The sequence below is a fragment of the Streptomyces sp. NPDC056987 genome (assembly GCF_042673865.1).
Taxonomy (GTDB): Bacteria; Actinomycetota; Actinomycetes; order Streptomycetales; family Streptomycetaceae; genus Streptomyces.
This window is the reverse complement of record NZ_JBHURV010000038.1, coordinates 73,243-87,357: the sequence shown is the minus strand read 5'-3', so window position 1 is coordinate 87,357 and position 14,115 is coordinate 73,243. Positions and strand designations below refer to the sequence as shown.

General features: G+C 72.9%; 14 protein-coding genes and 1 pseudogene. 14 read left to right on the top strand and 1 reads right to left on the bottom strand.

Annotated elements, in window-relative coordinates; all coding sequences use genetic code 11:
* Nucleotides 1-96: 96 nt before the first annotated feature.
* Entirely contained in the window at nt 97-852 is a 756-nt protein-coding gene (locus ACFTZC_RS33245) for a thioesterase II family protein (protein ID WP_382896076.1), read from the bottom strand.
* A 261-nt stretch (nt 853-1,113) separates the two neighbouring features.
* On the opposite strand from ACFTZC_RS33245, the gene ACFTZC_RS33240 reads away from it, so the two are divergent.
* From ACFTZC_RS33240 to ACFTZC_RS33175, 14 genes and pseudogenes are all read left to right on the top strand, one after another.
* Nucleotides 1,114-1,962, top strand: a complete 849-nt coding sequence (locus tag ACFTZC_RS33240) for a metallophosphoesterase family protein (RefSeq protein ID WP_382896074.1) — start codon at nt 1,114-1,116, stop codon at nt 1,960-1,962.
* Complete coding sequence (locus ACFTZC_RS33235; RefSeq protein ID WP_382896072.1) at nt 1,959-2,642, top strand: 4'-phosphopantetheinyl transferase; 684 nt, start codon at nt 1,959-1,961, stop codon at nt 2,640-2,642. Before ACFTZC_RS33240 ends, ACFTZC_RS33235 begins: the two co-directional genes overlap by 4 nt.
* 302 nt (nt 2,643-2,944) lie before the next feature.
* Nucleotides 2,945-3,919, top strand: coding sequence for a glycosyltransferase family 2 protein (locus ACFTZC_RS33230; protein ID WP_382896070.1), 975 nt, complete (start codon nt 2,945-2,947; stop codon nt 3,917-3,919).
* A 72-nt stretch (nt 3,920-3,991) separates the two neighbouring features.
* A complete protein-coding gene (locus ACFTZC_RS33225) occupies nt 3,992-5,533 on the top strand; it encodes a DUF6056 family protein (RefSeq protein WP_382896069.1) in 1,542 nt (513 codons plus the stop codon).
* A 67-nt stretch (nt 5,534-5,600) separates the two neighbouring features.
* On the top strand, nt 5,601-5,978 hold the full coding sequence (locus tag ACFTZC_RS33220; protein ID WP_382896067.1) for a hypothetical protein: 378 nt from the start codon (nt 5,601-5,603) through the stop codon (nt 5,976-5,978).
* A gap of 72 nt (nt 5,979-6,050) precedes the next feature.
* Nucleotides 6,051-6,701, top strand: coding sequence for a DUF6629 family protein (locus ACFTZC_RS33215; protein WP_382896065.1), 651 nt, complete (start codon nt 6,051-6,053; stop codon nt 6,699-6,701).
* A gap of 100 nt (nt 6,702-6,801) precedes the next feature.
* Nucleotides 6,802-7,110: pseudogene (locus tag ACFTZC_RS33210) on the top strand (hypothetical protein); the annotation flags it as partial.
* Nucleotides 7,111-7,391: 281 nt separating this feature from the next.
* A complete protein-coding gene (locus ACFTZC_RS33205; protein WP_382896063.1) occupies nt 7,392-8,147 on the top strand; it encodes a beta-glucanase in 756 nt (251 codons plus the stop codon).
* A 149-nt stretch (nt 8,148-8,296) separates the two neighbouring features.
* A complete protein-coding gene (locus ACFTZC_RS33200) occupies nt 8,297-9,016 on the top strand; it encodes a VOC family protein (protein WP_382896061.1) in 720 nt (239 codons plus the stop codon).
* Between the two features lie 110 nt (nt 9,017-9,126).
* A complete protein-coding gene (gene sthA / locus ACFTZC_RS33195) occupies nt 9,127-10,515 on the top strand; it encodes a Si-specific NAD(P)(+) transhydrogenase (RefSeq protein ID WP_382896089.1) in 1,389 nt (462 codons plus the stop codon).
* Between the two features lie 385 nt (nt 10,516-10,900).
* A complete protein-coding gene (locus ACFTZC_RS33190) occupies nt 10,901-12,616 on the top strand; it encodes an ATP-binding protein (RefSeq protein WP_382896060.1) in 1,716 nt (571 codons plus the stop codon).
* 2 nt (nt 12,617-12,618) lie between these two features.
* Complete coding sequence (locus ACFTZC_RS33185) at nt 12,619-13,029, top strand: roadblock/LC7 domain-containing protein (RefSeq protein ID WP_382896058.1); 411 nt, start codon at nt 12,619-12,621, stop codon at nt 13,027-13,029.
* Nucleotides 13,026-13,400, top strand: a complete 375-nt coding sequence (locus ACFTZC_RS33180) for a DUF742 domain-containing protein (RefSeq protein WP_365820337.1) — start codon at nt 13,026-13,028, stop codon at nt 13,398-13,400. The genes ACFTZC_RS33185 and ACFTZC_RS33180 overlap by 4 nt, the downstream gene beginning before the upstream one ends.
* Nucleotides 13,378-13,995 carry an ATP/GTP-binding protein gene (locus ACFTZC_RS33175; RefSeq protein ID WP_382896055.1) on the top strand — a complete coding sequence of 206 codons (618 nt, stop codon included), beginning with the start codon at nt 13,378-13,380 and terminating at the stop codon, nt 13,993-13,995. Before ACFTZC_RS33180 ends, ACFTZC_RS33175 begins: the two co-directional genes overlap by 23 nt.
* The last annotated feature ends 120 nt before the right edge of the window (nt 13,996-14,115 follow it).

Sequence of the window (14,115 nt, the reverse complement as noted above, 5' to 3'; positions counted from 1 at the left end):
GTGGCCGTGGCCACCGCCGGTCCGCACCGGGCGCGACGCGACCGGTGTCCGGCGCGGGCTGCCGACCGTTCGCCGGGCCGCACCACCGGGCGCGGCTCAGGCGACGGACGCCAGATGCTCCCGCAGGGCCGCGGTCACCGCGGGCGCCTGCGGGCCGAGGTAGAAGTGCCCGCCGGGGAACACCTTCAGGTCGAAGGCTCCCGTGGTGTGCTCACGCCACTCCTCGGCCTCCTCCAGCGAGGTCTTGGGATCGCTGTCACCGGTGAACGCAGAGATCGGAGCACGGAGCGTGGCGCCCGGTTCGCACCGGTATGTCTCGATGGCCTCGTAGTCACTGCGCAGGGCCGGCAGGATCATCCGGAGGATCTCCTCGTCACCGAGGAGCGCCGCGTCCGTCCCGGACATCGACTTCAGCTCGGCGACGATCCCGTCGTCGGTGCGCAGGTGCACGTTCTCCTCCCGGACGCGCGACGGGGCGCGCCGCCCCGAGGCGAAGACGCGGGAGAGTTCACCGCCGTCGGCCTCGAAGCGCCGCGCCACCTCGAAGGCGAGGACGGCGCCCATGCTGTGCCCGAAGAACGTCGTCGGCCTGGCGCCGAGCCGCCCGCGGACCGCGGCGTAGATCCGGTCGGCCATCACCCCGATGTCACGCGGGGCGGCCTCCTCGCGCCGGTCCTGGCGCCCCGGGTACTGCACCGCGAACACCTCCGCCACGGAGAAGAGTTGTGCGGAGAGCGGGAAGTAGAAGGACGCCGAGCCGCCCGCGTGGGGGAAACAGAGGAGCTGGCCGCGGCTGAGCGGCGCCGGATGGAAGCACCGGACCCAGCGGCTCGCTTCGGTGGACGTCGCCATCGTTTCGCATCCTCCTGAAACCCGGGTACGGACCGAGAAATCCGGACCGCCGACGGGCGGGACCGGAGGCCGGCTCCACTCTACTGCGGCGGTGCGCCGCACGTCCGCGCAATCGTCAGGGCCTGAGATCGCGCACACGCGGGCAGACTTCCCCCGGAACGCCCCTGATCCACTCCCTGTCGCGGCCCCGGAGCCGTAATCTCGCAGGGGGAACACCGGCGCCCGGACCGGTGTTCGAGCCTGATCCAGAAGGACGGTACTGTGCCCGACGGAAAACTCCTGGCGGTCAGCGATCTGCACGTCGCGTACGAGGAGAACCGCGCGCTGGTCGAGGGGATGCGCCCGGACTCCGACGAGGACTGGCTGATCGTCGCGGGCGACATCGCCGAGAAGTACGCCGATGTCGCCTGGGCGCTGCGCCTGCTCAGCGAGCGGTTCGCCAAGGTGGTGTGGGCGCCCGGCAACCACGAGCTGTGGACACACCCGAAGGACCCGTGCGATCTGCGCGGCGAGAAGCGCTACCGGCATCTGGTGGAGATGTGCCGGGAGTTGGGCGTCGCCACCCCCGAGGACCCGTACCCGGTGTGGCGCGGTGCGGGCGAACCGGTCGCGGTCGCACCGCTGTTCGTGCTCTACGACTACTCGTTCCGGGCCCCCGGCGCCACCACCATGGAGGAGTCGCTGCGCGTGGCCCACGACGCGGGCATCGTCTGCACCGACGAGTACTTCCTCCACCCCGACCCCTATCCGGGCAGGGACGCCTGGTGCCGGGCACGGGTCGAGGAGACCGAGCGGCGGCTGTCCGCCGTCGATCCCGGACTGCGTACGGTCCTGGTCAACCACTTCCCGCTGGTACGGCACCCCACCCTGATCCTGCACCACCCCGAGTTCGCGCAGTGGTGCGGCACGGAGCTGACCGCCGACTGGCACACCCGGTTCCGCGCCGCCTCCGTCGTCTACGGGCATCTGCACATCCCCCGTGTCACCTGGCACGACGGGGTGCGCTTCGAGGAGGTCTCGATCGGCTATCCGCGCGAGTGGGGCAAACGGCCGCCGAGGACACCGCTGCGGGAGATCCTGCCCGTACCCGACGACCGGAGCGCCTGGTGATCGAGGCGATCCTGCCCGCCGCGGTCGCCTGCGAGGCCGCGTACGACGACCCCGTCCCCGGGCCCGGCGAGCTGCTGTACGCGCAGGAGCGCGAGCGGATCGCGAAGGCCGTGCCCAAGCGGCAGCGGGAGTTCACCACCGTACGGCTGCTGGCCCGCCGCGCGCTGCTGCGGCTCGGGCAGCCGCCCGTCCCCCTGCTGCCGAGCCCCCGGGGCGCGCCGGGCTGGCCCGACGGGATCGTCGGCAGCATGACGCACTGCGACGGGTACCGCGCCGCCGTCGTGGCGCGGGCGGACGGGACGGCGTCGGTGGGGATCGACGCGGAGCCGGACGCGCCGCTGCCGGAGGGCGTGCTGGACGTCGTCGGGCTGCCCGACGAGACCGAGCAGATCATGTCCCTGGCGGAGCGGCACCCGGGGACGAGCTGGGACCGGCTGCTCTTCAGTGCCAAGGAGAGCGTCTTCAAGGTCTGGTACCCGCTGACCGGGACCGAACTGGACTTCTCCGAGGCGCGGATCGACATCGACCCGGTCGAACGCACCTTCCGCGCGGAGCTGCTGGTGCCGGGACCGCTGGTCGGCGGCCGGCGCGTCGGCGCCTTTCCCGGCCGCTGGACGGCGGGCCGCGGTCTGGTGGCCACCGCGATCCATCTCCCGGCGCCACGGGAGCCCCTCGCCTGACGGGGCGTGGAACGGCCTCCCGGACGGTGCGACCTCCCGGGACGGTGCGGCACGAAAGCGCCGCACCGTCCGGCATGTCCCGTTGAGATGAAGATCGCCTCATCCTATGGTTGCCACCGGCAACGGACATGCGGCACGGACCGGAGGAAGCAGCGTGGACGCGATGCGGCGGCGGAACCCCGGCGAGCGGTCAGCCGGGTAGTACGCGGTGAACTCCCACTCCTTCCAAAGCGGCATATCCCGCTGATTCCTCCGCCCCGCCCTTCCCGGGCGCGTCTGTCGCATCAGCCATGTGGAGTGGGATGACCATGCTTCAGGTTTCCATTGTCGTACCGTGTTTCAACGAGAGCGAAGTCCTCGGTTCCTTTCACAGCGCGCTGCTCGCCGCCCTCGAACCGACCGGGCAGAGCTTCGAGATCTGCTACGTGGACGACGGCAGCACCGACGGGACCCGGCTTCTGCTGAGCGGACTGGCCGGCGCCGATCCACGGGTCCGTTACACCTCCTTCAGCCGCAACTTCGGCAAGGAGGCCGCCATGCTCGCGGGGCTGCGGATGTCCCGCGGCGACGCGGTGGTCCTGATGGACGCCGACCTCCAGCACCCGCCCGACCTCGTCCCCCGCATGCTGGAACTGCACCGGCACGGCTACGACCAGGTCGTCGCGCAGCGCGACCGCGCGGGCGAGGGCGCCGTGCGCACCGCGCTCAGCCTCGCCTACTACCGGCTGGTGCGCCGCTGCATGGAGGTCGAAGTCGTCGACGGGGCCGGGGACTTCCGGCTGCTCTCGCGCCGCGCGGTGGAGAGTGTGCTCTCGCTGCCCGAGTCCAACCGGTTCTCCAAGGGAATCTTCTCGTGGATCGGTTTCGACACGGCGAGCTTCACCTACCGGAATGTGCGGCGGGCCGCGGGAACCTCGAAGTGGGGCGGCCGGAACCTGCTCAACTACGGGATCGACGGGCTGCTCTCCTTCAACAGCCGCCCACTGCGGCTCGCGATCCACACCGGGCTGTGGCTCTTCCTCTCCGCGCTGGGATACGCCCTGTGGATCATCGGGAACGTCGCGCTGAACGGTGTGGACGCGCCCGGCTACACCACTCTGATCACCGCGGTCGTGGCGCTCAGCGGGATCCAGCTCGCGACGCTCGGCATCGTCGGCGAATACGTGGGCCGCATCTATCACGAGGCGAAGCACCGCCCGCACTACATCGTCCGCGAAACGGAACAGTCCCGTACCGGACCGAGGAACACCGGACCGAGGAACAGGGCCGCCCTGTAGCCGGCCCGGAGCCGTCTCCCCCGCCCCTTCCTCCCAGCCCTCAGCACTCAGCTCCGAAAGGCGGTGGCGCGCATGGCCACGGGCACGTCGAGCGTCACCCTCCCCGGCAAGCCGGCCGGGCGATCCGCTCCCGGGGCCGTTCCCGCCCCCGCCCCGGTCCCCGGGCCGGAGACCGGGAAGGCGCGGTCCGCGCGCGGGTGGGCGGCGTACGGACCGCCCGCCCTCGCGGCGCTGCCCCTCGGTGTGCTGGCCCTGGCCGCCTGGCTCGGCCGCCATGTGCGCCCCAGCGCGGACGACTGGTGCTTCCTGCCCGAGGTGCGCGACCACGGCATCACGGGACTGATCGGGAAGTTCTACGGCACGGACAACGGCCGGCTCGGCAACGGCCTGCTGGTAGGGCTGTACGCGAAGCCCGGTGTGGCGGGACACCGGTGGTTCGCCGCGGTCAGCGCCGTCGTCATGCTGGCGATCCTGTGGGGCGCGGTCCGTACGCTGCTGCGCCTGACCGGGCGTACGGCGCCACGCGGTGTCCCGCTGCTCGTGGCGGCCATGACGGCCGTGGTCTTCCTCTTCCCGACGCTCAACATCTACAAGACCTTCTACTGGCCCGCCTCGTCGGTGTCGCACACCGTCGCGCCGGTGCTGGCCTGCGCGGCGGTGATCCCCCTCGCGTGGGCGCGCTCGCGCCGGGGCCGGCGCGCCGCCCTGGCCGTCGTCTTCGCCGTCGGCGCTTTCCTCGGCACGCTCTCCGAGGAGACCTCGGCCGTCGCCGCGGTGGCGCTGGCGGCCGGAGTCCTGGCGCACCGCGGGCTCTTCGTCCCGCGCGTACGCCCGTACGCGCGGGCCTGGTGCCTGACCGGACTCGCGGGCGTGGTGACCGGCCTGCTCGTCCTGGTCACCTCCCCGGGGTCGCGACAGCGCCGGGAGCGCTACGGGGCGCGGACCGGCGACCTGTTCGCGCCCGACTCACTGGCGGAGTCGCTGGGCGGCTTCCTGGACATCCTGGGCACGGTCCTGACGACGTGGCAGTACGTGGGGGCCGTCGCCGCCGGTCTGCTCCTCGGGCTGCTCGTCCGGGACCGGGGCGCGCGCCCGTCGGTGCTGGGGCCCTGCCGCCCCGCCCATCTGCTGGCCGGCGGGGCCCTGGCGCTCGTCGTCTCCGGCTATCTGTGCACGGTCCTCACCTATCCGCTCTTCGGCGACGGCGTGGCCCGCGCGGCGCGGACCTGGAACGACTACCTCCTGCTGTACGTGGTGCTGCTGACGGGCGCCGGCGCCCTGCTGGGGCGCGCGCTCCGGCGCGCCGGGTGGCGTACGGGCGCCGCGACGGCGGTCGGCGCGGCGGTGTGCGCCGCGTGCTGCGTCGGACTCGCCGTCCCCGTCGGCGATCTGGGCCAGGAGATGCGCGTACGGGCGGAGCGGTGGGACCACCAGGACCGGTGGCTGCGGGAGCGGGCGGCGCGGGGCGCGCGGGTGCTGCCGTACCACCCCCTGCCGATCAGCGGGATGGGCGAACCGTTCGGCGACCACGGGCACCGGCCCTGGCCCGCCCGGTGTGTCGCCGCCTACCACGGTCTGGCGCGGGTCACGTTCGCACCGGAGGGAGAGCCGTGATCCCGGTGCGTCGGCGCGGCGAAGGACCGCCCCGTGGGCGGCCGTTCGCGTAGTAGAGTCGGCGCCCATGTCGAAGCCTGATCATCTGCTTGTTGACATCGCCACCACCGTGGAGTCCGAGCAAAGCAATCAGATGTCCCTCACCGTGGTCGTCCAGGGCGCCGTCATCACGGGCCGCCTGGCACCCGAAACCGTCTGGCGGGAGCGCGTCGCGGAGGTCCTGAAGGACTCCGAGCGGCTGGGTCCGTTCGCCGCCGTCTTCGAAGCGCCCGGCCGGACCACCCGCCCGCGTCCGCGCGACGAACCCCCCACCCATCTGCACTTCCATGTCGCCCGGATCCTCCAGGGCACGCTGGGCATCCCGGAGACCGGAGGCATGTACCGCATCGCCGTGAAGGACGTCAGCGCCTGGACCGTGGGGGACGTCAGCTACTGCGACGGCTGAGGCCGCCTCCCCCTCCCGCCCGGCCGCCGCGCCCGGCCGCTCCGTCCCTTCCGCACTACGTTGGAAGGCGTCATGTGCTGGAGCGCGACGGCCGATCTCGTGGCGGGCACCGCGATCACCGCGATCGGGGTGGCCTGTGTGGCGCGTGCGCGCTCGCCTCGTGAACTGCCGCTCGCCGCGCTGCCGCTGGTCCTGGGGACCCACCAGATCATCGAGTCCGCCGTATGGCGGGCCGGCGGCGGCTCCGGTCCCGCCACCCTGGCCTGGGCGGTCGTCGCCCTGCCGCTGCTGGCCGTCTGGGTGCCGGTCGCCGTGCTGCTCGCCGCCCCGCCCGGGGCGCGGCGCCGGCTGGCGGTCCCGGTGGCCGCCGGGCTCGGCACGGCCGGATTCCTCGCGTACGCCCTCACACGCCGTACGGTGACCGCCGAGATCCGGGGCCACACCGTCGGATACGTGATCGACCTGCCGTACGCCGCGCCACTCGTCGTGGGCTATCTGGTCGCCACGGTCGGCGCCCTGCTGCTCGGCGGGGACCGGTGGGTGCGGCTGCTGGGTGTGACGGTGGCGGCCGGCGCGGGCCTCTGCGCGGCGCTGTGGCGCCTGGAGTACGTCTCCACCTGGTGCGCCCTGGCCGCGGTGGCCTCCGTCGTGCTGCTGCTGCGGGGAGGGCCCCCGGCCTGGGTGGCGCGGCGGGCGAACGGCGGGAATCGGCCACCGGGGTGAACGCCCCGTGGCGGCGGCGCGTATCACTCTGCAGCACCCGTGCCCGCGCGGTGCGGCCCTCTCTGCCAGGGTTCCGTTCCGAGACCCAGAGGATCTGTCCATGAATGACCCCGTCAACACCTCCCTCCGCGCGCTGCCCGACGGGGAGGCCGAACTCCGTCTGGTGGTTCGGCTGGGGTGGGAGGACGTCGCCTCGCTGGGGCAGGAGGCGAGCCGGCTGGCCGCCCAGATGAAACGTCCCGTCAGCCTGGACGAGGCCGCGAGCCACCGGCTGCGCACCCGGGCCGCCGGTCACGCGAAGCCCGCGCAGGACTGGCCGGTCGCCGCCCCGGCCTCCACGGTGTCGTCGCTGACGGCACGTACCGGCGAGCACGCCCGGCAGGCGATCGAGAAGATCAACGGCTCCGCCGGGGAGCAGGCGGCGCAGCAGCGCACGGCGCCTCCGGTGGTCCAGGCCGCCGTACCAGGCTCCGTACCGCCCCAGACCCAGACCTCGGCATGACGGGATCCCCTCCCACCCGATGGCGGAAGCCTCCGGGCCGAAGGCCGCCCGGGCCCGCGTGGCGGGTTTCCCGCGGGCTCCGCGCCTGATTGCCTGGCCCGGCCGCCCGGCCCGGCGGGCAGCGCGTTCGCGGGCCCGGCGGTCGCGCCGGGCGCCGGCGCGTATCCGGCCCGGAGAAGAGGCACGTCATGGGGCACCGCGGTTCCGCACTTCTGGAGTGGCTGTCCGACCGGCTCGGCCCTTGGCCGCGCCCGACCGTACCGGCTCCCGGCGGTCCGCCGGGGCCGGGCGGTCCGCCCTGCTTCACCGCCGACTTCTCCTCGACGCGGCAGTGGGTCGCCGGCCGGTCCTGGGCGTATCCGGGCGGTGGCCCGACCAATCCGGACGACGACAAGCTGGACCATCTCGTCACCGATCCGGAGTACAGCCGCGCCGGTCTCTTCCGCGCGACCCGCCGCCCCGACGGCAACTGGAACACGGGGCTGCTCACCACGGAGGGCAGCCCGGACGGCTTCATGCTGCGTACCGGCGACATCCTGGAGACCCGGGTGAGGCTGCCCGCCGAAAGGGGCGCGTGGCCCGCGATCTGGACCTGGCGGGACGGCGGTAACGAGATCGACGTCTTCGAGTACCACCCGGACAACCCGGGTCTGCTGGAGCTGTCGAACCATGTCAGGGGCGGCGGGACCGCCTATGCCCACCCCTCGGTCCGGCCGGGCGCGTCGGTGCACCTGAAGGTCGAGTTCCGGGCGAGGACCGTGGTCTGGTGGGTCAACGGGATCCGGGCCTTCGCGGACGGCAGGGGCGTCGGCCGGGACTGGTCCGCCGCCCTGATCGTGAATCTGTCGGTCAGCGCCGGCCGCCACCACCCGGCGCCCGACCCGGACGCGTCGGCCATGTCGTACCGGGTCGACTTCCTGCGCGTCCACCGCGCCCGCTCCTGAGGCGCCGACGTGCGCGGCGCCGCGCCCGGGTGAAGCATGGCTACGGGAGTGCCGAGCGCCGCTCCCGCGGACCCGCCGGAAGGGAGTGGACCAGAGCCATGCCGGCGTCACCACATGCCGTACCCGGGGCCCCCTGCTGGGTGAGTCTGATGGCCCGCGACCTCCCGGCGGCCCAGGAGTTCTACGGCACGGTCCTGGGCTGGACGTTCCGCCCCACCGAGCTGGGTGACGCGTTCTCCGTGGCGCTGGCGGGCGGCCGGGCCGTCGGAGGGATCGGGGCGCTGGCTCCCAGTCTGCAGGCCGCGGTCGCCTGGACCCCGTACTTCGCCGTGGACGACGCGGACGCGACCGCCTCGCGCATCCGGGAACGGGGCGCGACCGTCGCCGTCGGGCCCCTCGCCATGAGCACGGGCCGCGCCACCCTCGCCGCCGACCCGGACGGCGCCGTGTTCGGCTTCTGGGAGGGCAGGACCGTCCTGGGCTGGTCCGTGGGGCGGGGCGGCGGGCCCGCGCGGCTGGAGCTGCACACCCGGGACGCCTTCGCCGCGGCCATCTTCTACGCCCAGGTCCTCACCTGGGGCTCCGACGAGGGGCGGAGCTGCGAGGTGCACTACGAGAACGACCAGGTGCTGGTGCGCGACGGTACGCACACGGTCGCCGCGCTGCGCGGCGGGGCCGTCGAGAGCGCCCCCGACCCGCAGATCCGGCCCCGCTGGCATGTCTACTTCCGGGTGGCCGACGTGCCCGCCGCCGCGGCGGCCGCGGCGGCGGCCGGGGGCGGCGTCGTCGCTCCCCCGGCCGTCTGCGCCTCGGGCGACGAGGCCACGCTCCGCGACCCGGACGGGGGACTGTTCACCGTCGTGGCGTGAGACGCGCGGCCCGGGAGAGTCCGACGCGGACGGTGGCCGCCGGCCGGCGCGGGCACGCCCTTCCGGGATGCGTCCCCGGCTGACAGACTCCTCCCGTGCGTGACTTCGACATGCTCGTCATCGGATCAGGTCCGGGTGGCCAGAAGGCCGCCATCGCCGCCGCGAAGCTCGGCCGCCGGGTCGCCGTCGTGGACCGGCCCCACATGATCGGCGGGGTGTCCCTGCACACGGGGACGGTGCCGTCCAAGACCCTGCGCGAGGCGGTGCTCTACCTCAGCGGGCTGACGCAGCGGGACCTCTACGGGCAGAGCTACCGGCTCAAGGACGAGATCACCGTCGCCGATCTGACCGCGCGCACCCAGCATGTCGTCGGCCTCGAAGTGGATGTCGTCCGCAGCCAGCTCGCCAGGAACCAGGTCACGCTGGTCTCCGGCACCGGACGCTTCATGGACGAGCACACGGTCGCCGTACGGAACGAGGCGGGCCAGGAGCGGCTGCTGACGGCGGATCATCTCGTGATCGCCACCGGTACGCGACCGGCCCGCCCCGCGAGCGTCGAGTTCGACGACCGTACGGTCATGGACTCCGACAGCGTCCTCAGCATGGCGGAGGTGCCCCGCTCCATGGTGATCGTGGGCGCCGGGGTCATCGGCATGGAGTACGCGTCGATGTTCGCCGCGCTCGGCAGCAAGATCACCGTGGTCGAACAGCGCGCCGGCATGCTGGACTTCTGCGACGCCGAGGTGGTCGAGGCGCTCAAGTACCGGCTGCGCGACCTCGCGGTGACCTTCCGCTTCGGGGAGACGGTGGCGGCGGTCGAGCGGCACGACGAGGGCACGCTCACGGTGCTGGAGAGCGGCAAGAAGATCGCCGCCGACGCGGTGATGTACTCCGCGGGACGGCAGGGGCTCACCGAGGCACTGGATCTCGGCAAGGCGGGGCTCGCCGCCGACCGGCGCGGCCGGATACCGGTGGACGAGCACTACCGTACGAGCGTTCCGCACATCTACGCGGTCGGTGACGTCATCGGCTTCCCGGCCCTGGCCGCGACCTCGATGGAGCAGGGCAGGGCCGCCGCGTACCACGCGTGCGAGGAGCCCGTGAACCCGATGCACCACCTCCAGCCGATCGGCATCTACACGATCCCCGAGATCAGCTTCGTCGGCCGCACCGAGGACCAGCTGACCGAGGAGCGCGTGCCGTTCGAGGTCGGCGTCGCGCGCTACCGCGAGCTGGCCCGCGGCCAGATAGTCGGCGACGCGCACGGCATGCTGAAGCTGCTGGTGTCCCCCGAGGACCGCCGGCTCCTCGGAGTCCACTGCTTCGGCTCGGGCGCCACCGAGCTGATCCACATCGGCCAGGCCGTGATGGGGTGCGGCGGCACCGTCGACTATCTGGTGGACGCGGTGTTCAACTACCCGACGCTCGCGGAGTCGTACAAAGTCGCGGCCCTCGACGTGACGAACAAGATGCGGCTCATCGAGCGTATGAAGCGCTGAGCACACCCACATGGCCGAACCGGCCGTGCGCGTTTCCCCCGGCGGCTGCCGGTGCCAGTCGGTGCCAATCAGGGACAGTCGGTGCCAGTCAGGGACAGTCGGTTTCTGTCGGCATCCGTCGGTAACGGTCGATTTATTTTCGTGACCCTCCGTATTCGTTAAGTTACTTCAGAACCGGTCCGCCGGGGATACGATCCCCAACAACGTCTGGTGAAGAGGTAGTTCATCTCATGATCAACTGGCATGACCTCGGTGAGGCCGACGACGTCCGCCGCCCCCTGGGCGCGCGCCCGGTCATACCGGCCACGCGCCGCCTCCGCCTCCCGTGACGACTGCCGGGTGACCTCGGCCGGACCACTTTTCTCAGCGAACTCGAAGGTTTTCCATGGCACGTTCCCCCGCGCCCCCTCCGCTGCCCCGGGGCAGCTCACCGTGGCTCTGGCCGGCCACCCTCGTGGTCGCGCTGGCGGCCTTCGCCATACCGCTGGTGCCGCTCGCGCGGATGAGCGCAGGAGCGGCCGTGGCGTACGGCGCGGTCGCCGCGCTGCTGCTCGGCGCCCTGGCGGTGCTGCGCGGACGGCACCACCGCGCCGAGTACGACGCCTCCCGGTTCCGGGACGAGGCGCGGGAACGCGAGGCGGAGGCCGTACGCCGGGAGACCGGCTGGCGCACCCACGCCCAGCAGCGCTCCGAGCACCAGGCGGAGCTGATCAGGGAGGAGGTCGGGCACCTCGTCAACCAGAGGCTGCCCGCGGCCCTCACCCGTTCGGAGATTCCCGCGCCGCTGCACGGCGGCGAACAGCTCGGGCGCGCCGTGGGCGACGGATTCGATCTGCTGCTCTCCTCGGTGACCCGTTCCGTCCAGCACCGCGAGGAGTCGCAGCGGCTGGCCCTGGTGGAGCTGGCGAGCCGGGTGCAGACCTCGGCGCACCGGATCCAGGCCGCCGTCACCAGCCTCGCGGACCGCTTCCCCGGCGACGCCGATCTGCTGGAGACCACCATGCGGGTCGACCACGCGGCGACCCAGCAGGCCCGGCACGCGCAGAGCCTCAAGGTGCTGTGCGGCGAATGGCCGGGACAGCAGTGGCAGAAGCCGCTGGCGATGGTGGACGTGGTGCGCGCCGCCTCCGGCCGGATCGTCGCGTACCAGCGGGTGCAGGTGACCGGCGACCCGGACCTCGGGGTCACCCCGGCGATCGTCGAGCCGCTGATCCACCTGCTGGCGGAGCTGCTCGCCAACGCCACGGAGTACTCACCGCCGCGGACGGCGGTGCCGGTGACCGTGCGGACGGTGCAGCGCGGCGCGGTGGTCGAGGTGGACGACGGCGGTCTCGGCATGGACGAGTACCGGCTGGCCGACGCGCGTGAGGTCGTCTCCGGCCGGCGGCTCCTCGGCGTCGGCGAGATCGGCGAGATCCCGCAGACCGGTTTCGCGGTCGTGGGCCGCTTCGCCGACCGGCACGGCTTCCACGTCGACCTCGGGCCCTCCCCCTACGGCGGGGTCCGCGCGGTGGTGCTGGTCCCCCGGGAGGTGCTGCAGACCCTTCCCCCCGCCGGTACGGCCGCGGTCCCGCTCGTCCGCAGGAGGCCCAGGGTGTCCACGGCGGAGGAGTCCGCGCCCGAGACCGTCCTGGCGGCGGCGGATCAGCCGCCGTCGGTACGGGAGGAACGCGCCGGGTACGGGGTGCCCGGGCCCGCCGGGGCGCCCGGGCCCGCCGACGCGCCGCTCGCCGCTCCGGCGCGGGGCGCCGAACCGCCCCCGCCCGTACCGGCGGTGGCCGAGGCGATGGCCGACAGCGTGACACCGTACGTCCAGGAGCCCGTCCGGCGGGGCGCGCCGGAGCGTGCCGCCCTCGTGCAGCGGCTGCCGCAGCGGCGTTCGCGGCGCGACGAGTACGCACCGGTCGAGTCGGGCCCGGTCGCGGCCACCCCGCCCGGCACACCGGAGCAGGCGGGCGACTGGATGGAGCAGTTCATCGAGGGGGGCCGGTCCGTACCACCGTCCGACCTCGTACCGCATCAGGGCCACTCCGTACCCCACCAGGGCCAGCGCGGCCCTGCGTACCCCACCCCACCCGATTCACCGGAAGGACTGACGTGAGCATGAGTTACACGGAGAACCCGGAGCAACGCGGCTGGATGATCGCCGAGGTGGCCGCCGTGCCGGGGGTGCGCGACGCCATCGTCTTCAGCGCCGACGGGCTGCTGCTGGCCAACTCCGAGGGGATGGACCGGGACTCCGCCGACCGGCTCGCCGCCAACTGTTCGGGGCTCCAGTCCCTCGCCCGCAGTCTCGGCCGGGAGTTCGGCGAGGACGGCGGGGCGGTCCACCAGCAGATGGTCGAGTTCAACGGGGGGTACCTGTTCATGCGCAGCGCCAGAGGCGCCCATCTCGCGGTGGTGACGGGCCCCGTGGTGGACCCGAAGCTCGTCGCCCGCCAGATGCAGGCGCAGGTGCTGCGGATGGGCGCGGGGAACCTGAGCAGTCCGCCCCGGCAGGAATCCGTGCGGTGAGTGGCCCGGACGGCGAGTACGGCGAGTATGCGGCGAGCGCCCTCCGCCCGTATGTGATCACCAAGGGCCGCTGTCGGCCCAGCCGTAACACCGTCGGTGTCGAGAGCCTGCTCATCGCCACCGACGCCCCGCGCGACCTGCCCGTCTCCGCGACCCGGGAGGAGCGCGCCCTGGTACGGATGTGTGAGCGGCTGCTCTCCCTCGTGGAGGCCGCCGCCCATCTCGAACTGCCGGTGAGCCTGGTGAAGGTGCTCGCGTCCGACCTCATCGACGACGGCCATCTCTCCGCGCGCTCCGGCGTCCCCCAGGCCGTTCTCCCCGATTCCCAACTCCTTCAGGAGGTACTGGATGGTCTCCGTCGGCTCCGCTGACCGCTATTTACCCGACACGATCCAACAGGCCGTCAAGATCCTGGTGGTGGGCGCCTTCGGCGTCGGGAAGACGACCCTGGTGGGCTCGGTCAGCGAGATCGAACCGCTGCGCACGGAGGAGGTGATGACCGAGGCGAGCATCGGGGTGGACGATCTGGCGGGGATGAGCACGAAGACGACCACCACCGTCGCCATGGACTTCGGCCGGATCACCCTCAACTCCCGGCTGGTGCTCTATCTGTTCGGCACCCCGGGACAGCGCCGGTTCTGGGACCTCTGGGACGGACTCGCGGAGGGCGCGCTCGGCGTCCTCGTCATCGTCGACACCCGGAGGCTGGAGGACAGTTTCGACGTCCTCGAACAACTGGAGCTGCGCGGGCTGCCGTTCGCGGTCGCCATCAACCAGTTCCCCGACAGCGAGGTGCACGGGACGGCGGAGCTGCGCGGCGCGCTCGACCTGCTGCCGGACACCCCCGTGGTGATGTGCGACGCGCGGGAGCGCATGCCGTCGGTGGACGCCCTGATCAGTCTGGTCGAGTACGTGTCCGACGTCGCGCACTTCGGCGCCGAGTCCGCCGAGGAGGCCGCCTCATGAACCGTCCCCCCGCGCTCACCCCGCTCTCGGCTCCGCCGGAGTGCCCGGCACACCTCGCGCCGGGTGCGCCGGGCGGGCCCGGAGTGCCCGGCGCGGCCGGCGCCTCCGTCGCCTCCCTGA